8 protein-coding genes are annotated in these 9,326 nt (G+C 61.8%); 6 read left to right on the forward strand and 2 right to left on the reverse strand.

The features are described from left to right. Nucleotides 1-195 precede the first annotated feature (195 nt). From ACUY2Y_RS03580 to ACUY2Y_RS03600, 5 genes are read left to right on the forward strand one after another with little or no spacing between them, the layout of a single operon-like run. A complete protein-coding gene (locus ACUY2Y_RS03580) occupies nt 196-1,176 on the forward strand; it encodes an ABC transporter ATP-binding protein (protein ID WP_448324834.1) in 981 nt (326 codons plus the stop codon). A 36-nt stretch (nt 1,177-1,212) separates the two neighbouring features. Beyond that, nucleotides 1,213-2,271, forward strand: a complete 1,059-nt coding sequence (locus ACUY2Y_RS03585) for an ABC transporter substrate-binding protein (RefSeq protein ID WP_448324835.1) — start codon at nt 1,213-1,215, stop codon at nt 2,269-2,271. 53 nt (nt 2,272-2,324) lie between these two features. Next, nucleotides 2,325-3,971, forward strand: coding sequence for an ABC transporter permease (locus tag ACUY2Y_RS03590; RefSeq protein WP_448324836.1), 1,647 nt, complete (start codon nt 2,325-2,327; stop codon nt 3,969-3,971). Between the two features lie 33 nt (nt 3,972-4,004). Beyond that, nucleotides 4,005-4,670, forward strand: coding sequence for a metallophosphoesterase family protein (locus tag ACUY2Y_RS03595; RefSeq protein WP_448324837.1), 666 nt, complete (start codon nt 4,005-4,007; stop codon nt 4,668-4,670). 39 nt (nt 4,671-4,709) lie between these two features. Beyond that, nucleotides 4,710-5,606: a DUF1266 domain-containing protein gene (locus ACUY2Y_RS03600; RefSeq protein WP_448324838.1), complete on the forward strand. Its 897-nt coding sequence runs from the start codon at nt 4,710-4,712 to the stop codon at nt 5,604-5,606. Nucleotides 5,607-5,632: 26 nt separating this feature from the next. Here the strand turns inward: ACUY2Y_RS03600 and metX are convergent, their stop codons facing one another. Beyond that, nucleotides 5,633-6,775, reverse strand: coding sequence for a homoserine O-acetyltransferase MetX (gene metX, locus ACUY2Y_RS03605; RefSeq protein ID WP_448324839.1), 1,143 nt, complete (start codon nt 6,773-6,775; stop codon nt 5,633-5,635). Next, nucleotides 6,772-8,112 (reverse strand): O-acetylhomoserine/O-acetylserine sulfhydrylase, encoded by a 1,341-nt coding sequence (locus ACUY2Y_RS03610; RefSeq protein WP_448324840.1) that lies wholly within the window; start codon nt 8,110-8,112, stop codon nt 6,772-6,774. The genes metX and ACUY2Y_RS03610 overlap by 4 nt, the downstream gene beginning before the upstream one ends. A gap of 172 nt (nt 8,113-8,284) precedes the next feature. Here ACUY2Y_RS03610 and ACUY2Y_RS03615 point away from each other — a divergent pair, with 172 nt between their 5' ends. Further along, complete coding sequence (locus ACUY2Y_RS03615; RefSeq protein ID WP_448324841.1) at nt 8,285-9,220, forward strand: hypothetical protein; 936 nt, start codon at nt 8,285-8,287, stop codon at nt 9,218-9,220. The last annotated feature ends 106 nt before the right edge of the window (nt 9,221-9,326 follow it).

The raw sequence follows: 9,326 nt of genomic DNA on the forward strand, positions 1-9,326 counted from the left end.
GGGGGATTGAGTCTAATGAGAGTTTCTTGCGCCCCCACGAAATTCAGATGGAATTCACGTTAATTTCCCAGAAATGTAAAGAGCCGCCCCTACGCTCAGCGCGGTGCAAAACTTCAATCGGGCCCATTTTTCGCGTTCTTTAGCTTCTGACCACCAGGTCAAGGCGCAGGTCGTTCTTGCTGGAGGGTGGCAGTAATGAGTGTCCCCCAGGTTTCTCTGCGTGAGGTCCGGCGCGAATTCCCGGACGGCACAGGTTTGCACGAGACGTCGCTCGACATCGAGAAGGGCGAATTCGTTTCGATTCTCGGGCCCTCGGGTTGCGGTAAGTCGACGATGCTGCGCTGCATTGCAGGGCTCGAAACCCCGGATGCCGGTGTGATCGAATTTGCTGGCCGCGAAGTCTTCGGGCCGAACACGAACGTCCCAGTGAACAAGCGCAATTTGTCGATGGTGTTCCAGGATCTCGCGTTGTGGCCTCACATGACGGTGGCGAAAAATGTGGAATTCCCGCTGACCACCGGCAACCAGAAGGTGTCCAAGGCGGAACGCGAAGAACGTGTCGCACGGGCCATGGACATGGTCGGCATCGGCGCGAAGGCTGAGCAGCGCCCGAATGAGCTGTCCGGCGGTCAGCAGCAGCGTGTGGCTATTGCGCGCGCCCTGGTGTCCGACCCGGAGTTGCTGCTCATGGACGAGCCTCTGTCGGCGCTGGACGCGGCTCTGCGCACCCAGATCCGCTCGGAGCTGACGCGTTTGGCCTATGAGTTGAACCTGACGGTGATCTACGTGACCCACGACCAGTCTGAGGCGCTGGCTATGTCGGATCGGGTCGCGGTGATGAACGCTGGCAATGTCTGCCAGTTCGCCGACCCGGTTGAACTGTACGACCACCCGGCGGACGACTTCGTCGCCGGGTTCGTGGGTGTGACCAATACTCACGAGTCTCTTCCGGCGAACCGTCCGGAAGACCTGGAGGTCACCCCGCTGGATGGAAAGCGACCGGATTCTGTCCCGGCGAACTCCATCATCGGCGAGGTGGTGGAGAGCCAATACACCGGTGGACGCTACGAGGTCCGCTGTGTGGTGCCTGGCGCACCAGATCCATGGCTGGCCTACTCGCGGCACCGCCTCGGCCGCGGCGACAGCGTTTTGCTGACGGTCACCTCACATTCCTAATCTTTTCCCGTTTCCTGAACAAGGAGTTTCATCCCCATGAAGAAGCTTGCTGCCGCTCTCGTCGGCATGACCGCCGCTTTCGGCCTCGTCGCCTGCGGCTCTGTTGAATCCACTGACACCGCCGAGCCGTCTGCCGATAACAATGACACCGTCACCGCGGATCAATGGAAGGCTCCGGAAGGCCTGTCCGGCTCCCTCGATTACTACTCCGCGAACCCGCAGGGTCTGACCGATGCCCTGGTCAAGGAATTCCAGGACCGCACCGGCGTGACCGTCAACGTCTTTGCCGGCACCACCGGTGAGGTCACCGCGAAGATCAAGGCTGAAGAGGGCAACCCGCAGGCCGATGTCGTCTACCTCGCTTCCTGGAGCGCCGCCAACAAGCAGGCAGAAGCCGGCTCCCTCGAGTCGTACAAGCCGGAGAATATCGAGAACGCCAACGAGAAGTGGAATGCTGAGGACGACTCCTTCCACGGCCGCGACGGTTCCGCGCTGGCACTCGTGGCCAACACCGATGTCGTCTCCGATATCCCGAAGGACTGGGAGGATCTTGCCGACGAGAAGTACAAGGACCAGGTGATCATGCCTGATCCGCGCGAGTCCGGTACCGCCGCTGACTTGGTCACCGCCATGGTCACCGAGTGGGGCGAGGACAAGACTTGGGAGTTCTTCGACAAGCTCTTCGACAACGGCATGATCGTCCAGGGCGCTAACGGCCCGGCACTCGACCAGGTCACCTCCGGTTCCAAGGGCATCGTCCTTGGCGGTGTCGACTACTCCGCATACTCGGCTAAGGGCAAGGGTGAACCGCTCGAGGTCGTCATCCCGTCTTCTGGCACCACGGTCACCCCGCGTCCGGTCATGATCATGAAGACCGCCGACAACATGGATGCGGCAAAGGCCTTCGTCGACTTCATGTTCTCTGAGGAAGCTCAGCAGATCTCCGCTTCCAAGAACATGATCCCGGCGAACAAGAATGTCGATCCGAAGAACGGCCCGAAGCTCGAGGACATCAAGCAGATCTCCGATGACTGGGGTGCGATCTCCAAGGAATCGAAGGGCCTCCGCGAGAAGTTCGCTGAGCGTTACCTCTAAACACACCAAGTAGCACGACGTAGGGGAGCAGTACCGGAGAAATGAAGACGAGGATGAGAGCTAACGCCGGAGTGTATCCGGTGCTGCTGATCCTGCTGGTTCTGGTGGCGGCGCCGCTGATCTCCGTTTTGGTGACCGCGGTGACTGGCTACCGCGGTGAGGAGTCTGCGCTGCATACCCTGTTCCGTCCGGAGATGATCCGGATCATCGGGAACACGGTGTGGCTCTCGATCCTCGTTGTCTTCTTTGCCACCCTCTTCGCGGCACCGCTGGCCTTCTTCCGTGCGTGGACGCCGATGCGCCGCGCCGGGTGGGTGGAAGTGCTGGTAATGGTGCCGTTCATGACTCCGCCGTTTGCGGCTGCGATGGCGTGGATGGATTTCACCCGCTTGCGCGGCGTCGCCGATATGCTGCTCGGCTCCACGCCTGGCGACGCGGCCCGGTCCGCCATCAACTCCGTCTGGGGCATGGGCTTCATCATGGCGGCGGAGCTCTTCCCGTTCCTGTACCTGATTCTCCGCAATGCTTTCGCGTCCATCCCGGCCTCCCAGTTGGAGATGGCGCAGGTCGCCGGCGCGAGCCGCTGGCAGCAGTTCAGCCGAGTGGTGGCACCGATCGTGCTCGGGCCGTATTCGCTCGGTGCACTCATTGTCTTCATCAAGGCTGCCGGCGAGTTCGGCACGCCTGTCACTTTGGGCAATGCGATCGGCTACCCGGTGCTGGTCTCGTCCATCTACCAGGATGTGACGATCGATCCGTTGAATTTCTCGAAAGCGGCGGCGTCGTCAAGCGTGCTTTTCACATTGGGTGTCCTGGCGTGGGCGATCCAGCAGTGGGCGGTGCGCGCGGACCTGGCGGCGGGCGGCCGTGTGTCCCGGCCGGTGCAGCTGCGTCCGTCGAAGATCGGCATGTTCTTCGCGTGGATTTACACCTTGATCGTGTTCACGCTGAGCGTGTTCATCCCGTACATTTCGATCATTCTGGCGTCGATGACGATTCTTCGGTCGAAGCCGCCGACACCGAATAACCTCACTTTCGACTATTTCAAGATCGTCTTGCAGATGCCCTCGGGCCAGGAGGCGCTGACTCGTTCGATCGTGCTCGGCGCGATCGGTGCGACAACTGCGGTCCTGCTCGCCTTGGCCGTGACGATCTTCACCATGCGCAGCCGCCGTTTGCCCGCCCGGGTGAGCGATTTCCTCGCTGTCGCTCCGGACACCGTCCCGGGCATCGTCCTAGCGATTGGCTTCATCTTGCTGTGGAACGCGCCGTGGTTGCCGATCTCGCCGTACGGCACCCAGATCATCCTGGTGATGGCGTTCACGGTGCTCTTCGTGCCAATGGCCGTGCAGAATATCAAGACCTCCGCCGCGGCGATGTCGCCGACGCTTGCGGAGGCGTCCGCAGTCTCCGGTGCGACGTCCTGGCAGACATTCACGCGCATCACGATTCCGATGCTCGCCCCCGGCATCTTCGCCGGCTGGTTGCTCGCATTCTTCGTGGGCATTCGCGAACTGGTCATGTCGTCGCTGATCCGTCCGACACGCATCAACTTGCTCGCTCCCTGGATCATGAATCAGTTCGAGCAGGGCCACCGCGCGGAGGCGATGGCGATGACGCTGATCGGTGTGGGAACGTCGACTGCTGTGCTCGTTCTCATCCGTTGGTGGCAGGCGCGCGCGAGCCACCAGGCGCGGTAGTCGGCACGCCCGATCGGGGATATTCTGGCAGTCATGGAACCGATTCTTGTCCTCGCTGATATCCACCTCGGGCGTAAGCAGAAAGACGACAAGAAGACCGGCCCCGGCATTGCGTGGGCGTTAAGTGCTCTCGACCGTGGCGCCGAATCGGGCGCGCGCCACCTGGTGATGCTTGGTGATGTCATCGACCGGAAGCGGTTCACCGACCACACCTACACCGAGGTCACGCAGTTCTTCGAGCGGGGCCTCGAGCTCTTCGAGTCGGTCGTGTTCATCGCCGGAAACCACGATGTGCACCACGACCTGACGGGTGTGATCCCTGAAGGTGTGATCGTTGCGGGGATCGAGCCCCAGACAATCCGGGTCGGGCAGTGGGCTCTGCACACAGCAGCAGTCGAGATTGACCGCGACCCGCGCACCGTCGTCCCAGATTTCCCGGCTCCCGTTGAGGGCGCGCCGAATCTCGGTCTGTTGCACAGCTCCGTCACCGGTGAGTACTCGAATCACGCCTGCATGCCGTGCACGGTGGATGAACTCACTGCGTGCAGTTATGACGCATGGTTGCTCGGCCATGTCCACCAACGCGTCGTGCTGTCCAGCGATCCCTTCATCGGCTGGGTCGGCATGGGCAAAGCGCTCATCGCTTCGTTTGATGGCGGAAGAGTCACTATCAGTGACGCTCTCGAACTGTGCGCCTAACTGTGTGTGGAGCCACATTTATTGCGTTAACCTCGAGTCGTGTTTGGACGCAAGAAGGAAAAGAATAAGAAAAAGGGCAAGTATTCTCTTCGTGCCTCTGTAATCCTGGGGCTGACTAACAGCTACGAGGAGTTCATGGAGTGGTCGGTCGATCCTTCTAAAGGGGACTTCAGCCATGTTGAAACGGGCTCACTCCCTGTCGAGGTAGGCCTCGGTATTTCGCTCATGATGCCGTTCGGTGAAAGTGAACCGACAGCGGCGGACGCGCCTCCAAAAGTCGTGGCAGCACAGAGCACGCCGGAGGACCAAGAGATGTTCGCGATGATCTCCACGATGTTGGAACAGCAGTGGGGCATCACGTCCAGCGATGAGCTGTTGGAAACGGTGTCCATTCTGTTGTCCAACCCGGTAGACCATGAATACGTCGCGATGCGCCCCTACATACAGCAGCTTGCAGGTCGACCTGTGAAGGAGCGCGACGATGCGGCCTCGCAAATCATAGAAATGGCGGTGGCTGACTTCCAGCAAACTGAGATTCCAGAAGAAGTCGTTCGAGAGGACCTCGGAAACTGGCTGGATCTGTACACCCAAGAACACAGCGAGAAACTGATCCCGCAGAAGCTTCCGAGCACCCTTGCCGGCTGGGAAATCGGACGCGCTGCCCGCGTTGCCCGAATGGGCTACATGCTGGGGATGATCGACCTGGACCAGTACTTGAATATTTCCTCAACCGCGCTTGCTCTCACCAGGGAATTTTCGGAAAGTTGGCGCGACCACGTGGACCAGTTCCTTCTCGGCCGCGCGAAGTGGCAGGAGATTCTCGATGAAGACACTCTGGACCACCGCGACATGATGCATGTGCGATTGCAGCACCCTAATTCAATGTGGTTCAAGTACCCGCTGCACGGCGACTACAGGACGGAGCCGAACACCTAGATCTGCACATACGCGCTGCTCGTGGGCTAAATCTCGTAGTTGCCGCGCTGCTTGGCCAGGTCCGTCGCGGACGGGGTCTGGTCGGCCAGCGTGATGAAGTTGCGCAGGATGTGGCCCATCTGGCGGGTCTCCACTAAGAAGGCGTCGTGGCCGACGGGGGAGACGATCTTGTTCATGGCCAGCAGGTTCCCGATATTGCGGGACAGGTGCTCCTGCTGGTGGAACGGGTAGAGGATGTCGGTGTCCACACCGACGACCATGGTGGGAACGCTGATCTGCGCCAGCGCGCGGTTGAGTCCGCCGCGTCCGCGGCCGATGTCGTGGCGGGAGAGGGATTCGGTGATGGCGACGTACGAGCCGGCGTCGAAACGCTCGACCAGTTGTTTGCCCTGGTGATCGAGGTAGCTCTGCACGGCGAAGCGCTGGTTTTCGTCGCGGTAGGCGCCGAGCGGGTTTTCGCCGGGCTGGGCCATGGTGCCGAAGCGTTCGTCGATTTCCAGTTCGCCGCGGTAGGTCAGGTGGGCGATCCGGCGGGCGGCGGCAAGGCCTGCGTCGGGGGAACGGCCGGTGCCGTGGTAGTCCCCGCCCTGCCAGTCCGGGTCACGCACGATGGAGGTGATCTGCGCTGTCTGGATGCCGATCTGCCACGCCGACGCCCGCGCGGACATGGCGATCACGCAGGAATAATTCGGCCAGTCCGGGTACATGAGCGTCCACTCCAACGCGCGTGCCCCACCCATGGAGCCGCCGACGATGGCGTGCATACTGTTGATCCCGAGACTCTCCAGGAACTGCGCCTCAGCGCGCACTTGGTCGCGGATGGAGATGGCAGGGAAGCGCGACCCCCACGCCCCACCGTCGGGATGCTCACTCGACGGGCCGGTCGAGCCGGCGCAGCCGCCGAGAACATTCGTGCACATGACACAGAAACGGTCGGTGTCCAGCGGCGCTCCGGGGCCGATGAGATCCTCCCACCACCCGGCGGCGTTCGAATCGCCGGTCAGGGCGTGCTCGACCAGGATGAGGTTATTGCGGCCGTGGGGGTTGCCGGTGAAGGCGCCCCAACGTCGATAAGCGATGTGCACGTCGCGGATCGTGGCGCCGGCTTCTGTGCAAACGTCGCCGATCTGTTGCGTGGCGAGCTCGCCTTCGGGCGGGAGGTCTATCATGCGATGGCCTCGAAGCCGCGGTCGAGGTCAGCCAAGATGTCGTCGATGTCTTCGATGCCGACGGACAGGCGGATCGTCGCCTGCGTGATGCCCGCGCGCTTAAGGCCGGCTTCGTTGGACTGCGAGTGCGTCGTGGTCGCCGGGTGGACGACGAGCGAGCGGACATCGCCGATATTGGCCAGGTTGGAGTGCAGCTTCAGCGCGTCGATGAATTTCCACGCCTGGGCCTTGTCGTTCGCGTCGCCCGCCAGATCGAAGGACAGCACGGAGCCGGTGTACTTCAGGCCGAGCTTCTCCTTCGTCGCGTAGTGCGGCGAATCCGGCAGGCCCGCGAAATTCACGTGCGCGACCTCGTCCTTGCCCGCCAGGTATTCCGCGACCTTCAGGGCATTCGCATTATGCTTATCGACGCGCAGGCCCAGCGTATCCATCCCCTGCAGCGCCACCCAGGCATTGAACGGCGAGATGGCCGCGCCTGTGTCACGCAAGATACCCGCGCGTGCCTTCACCGCGAATGCTGGCGCACCCAAGTCCGCGTAGACGAGACCGTGGTAGGCGGGGTCAGGGTTGACGAAATAGGGGAATACCGGTTCACCGTCGCGGGTGACGGTCCAGTCGAAGGAGCCGCCGTCGATAAGCGCGCCGCCGAGTGCTGCGCCGTTGCCGGTGTAGAACTTCGTGGTGGACACGACGACGATGTCCGCGCCCAGCTCAAGCGGCCGGACGATCGCCGCGGTGGCCATGGTGTTGTCCACGATCAGCGGGACCTGGTTGGCATGTGCGACCTCTGCCACTGCCGGGATGTCCAGCACATCCGCGATCGGGTTGCCGAAGGTCTCGGCGTAAAACGCCTTCGTGTTCGGCTTCACCGCCGCCTGCCAGCTAGCCGGGTCGTCCGGGTTGTCGACGAAGCTGACCTCGATGCCCAGGCGGGGAAGCGTCACCTCGAAGAGCGTCTCCGTGCCGCCGTAGAGGCGCGGCGAGGTGACGATGTGGTCGCCCGCACTCGCCAGGTTCGTGATCGCCGCAGTCTCCGCCGCCATGCCGGATGCGAACGCCACCGCTGCAACACCTCCCTCGAGCGACGCCAGCCGATTCTCCAGCGCCTCCTGCGTCGGGTTGGTAATGCGCGTGTAAATCGGGCCCGGATCCGCGAGTGCGAAGCGGTCCTGCGCGTGCTGGGTGTCGTCGAACACATACGACGTGGTCATGTAGATCGGCTGGTTTCTGGCGCCGGCACCGTTGTCGACGCTCTGGCCCGCGTGGATCGCGCGGGTGTCGAAGGACCAGTCGTTTGCTGCACTGTTGTCGTATCGGGTCTTCTGCTCGTTTGTCATGGCACCAAGTTAGGAGGGGGTCTGGGTGCCCGCAAGCACTTTTCGGTGCCGGTGGTCTGTGGCTCTAGCAAAAAGTGGACCAAGCTGTCTATTTGCTGGTGCGGACTGGGCGGGCTCCGTGAATCTAAATCGGCGGCGGAACCGGTTTGGGGGCGGTGGAGTCTAAGTGGGTATGGGGAGAGATAGAGAAAACCAGGAAGAACTGAAGAGATGGGAAATGAGGAAGGGGGAGTTGCGGGCGGGGATCGTCGATAGGCGTGTGGCCGATGAAGATTTTCAGGGCGACGTTGAGGAGCTCGCGGCGCTCATCCACTACCCGCGTGAACTGTGGGAGGAACTCGAATATCACGAACAGCAGTGGCTGCGCGTCGAAGCCGCCGCCATGGTGAGCACCACCGCCATTCTCACGGGGCGGTCCGCCGCACGGAAACTCGGAAGATGGGTCATAGCCAGCACCGAGGAGAAAGTCGAGGTGAGTCTTCCGTCCCGCGGCGTATCACGCAGCCGGATGGCCTCCGGAAACTACGAATTTCGGCATTCACATATCCAGCCGAGTGACGTGGTGATGTACGAGGGACATCCAGTCACCAGTCCCGTGCGCACCTTCATTGACATCGCCCGCCACCACGGCTTCCTCGAAGGCCTCATCGCCGCCGACTACCTGCTACGCCGCGGAATCGAACGCTCCGAGATCCTGCGCGGAATCCAGCGAATGGGGCGCGCCAAGGGGATTAGGACTGCCCGCCGGTGCCTTGAACATGCCATCCCGGACTCTGATTCGCCCTACGAATCACTCGCTCGGGGGCTGATCATCGAAGCCGGTATTGGGCCTGTCCAAGCCCAGTACAAAATCGGTGGAGACTACGTTGACCTACTCATCGACAGCTGGCTTGTGATCGAAATCGACGGAGGACAGAAATACTCCGGGCCCGATGCCGAGAAAGTCCGCCAAGACGAATTCAACCGGCAAAAATCCATCGGAAACCGTGGCTACGTGTTTCTCCGCTATGCGCCCTGGTTTGTGCGCAAGTACCCCGGCCGGTTCCTCGCCGAGGTTCGCCAGGCACTGGCGGCCAGCGGGCTCATTGGTGAACGGTTGGTGCAGTAGGCGGTGGCGGTGGGTGTGGGCGTCGCAGATGTGAACTCTAGTTGTTAGCCCCAGTTGTTAGCCCCTGCCAGATGTTAACCCCAAAACTTAGTTACCCCAGGTGGGC

Source organism: Corynebacterium sp. 20-84 (genome assembly GCF_053479455.1).

Coding starts and splice junctions, on each gene's coding strand:
- ACUY2Y_RS03580 (WP_448324834.1), top strand. CDS start 196: ATGAGTGTCCCCCAGGTTTCTCTGCGTGAGGTCCGGCGCGAATTCCCG.
- ACUY2Y_RS03585 (WP_448324835.1), top strand. CDS start 1,213: ATGAAGAAGCTTGCTGCCGCTCTCGTCGGCATGACCGCCGCTTTCGGC.
- ACUY2Y_RS03590 (WP_448324836.1), top strand. CDS start 2,325: ATGAGAGCTAACGCCGGAGTGTATCCGGTGCTGCTGATCCTGCTGGTT.
- ACUY2Y_RS03595 (WP_448324837.1), top strand. CDS start 4,005: ATGGAACCGATTCTTGTCCTCGCTGATATCCACCTCGGGCGTAAGCAG.
- metX (WP_448324839.1), bottom strand. CDS start 6,775: ATGATAGACCTCCCGCCCGAAGGCGAGCTCGCCACGCAACAGATCGGC.
- ACUY2Y_RS03610 (WP_448324840.1), bottom strand. CDS start 8,112: ATGACAAACGAGCAGAAGACCCGATACGACAACAGTGCAGCAAACGAC.
- ACUY2Y_RS03615 (WP_448324841.1), top strand. CDS start 8,285: ATGGGGAGAGATAGAGAAAACCAGGAAGAACTGAAGAGATGGGAAATG.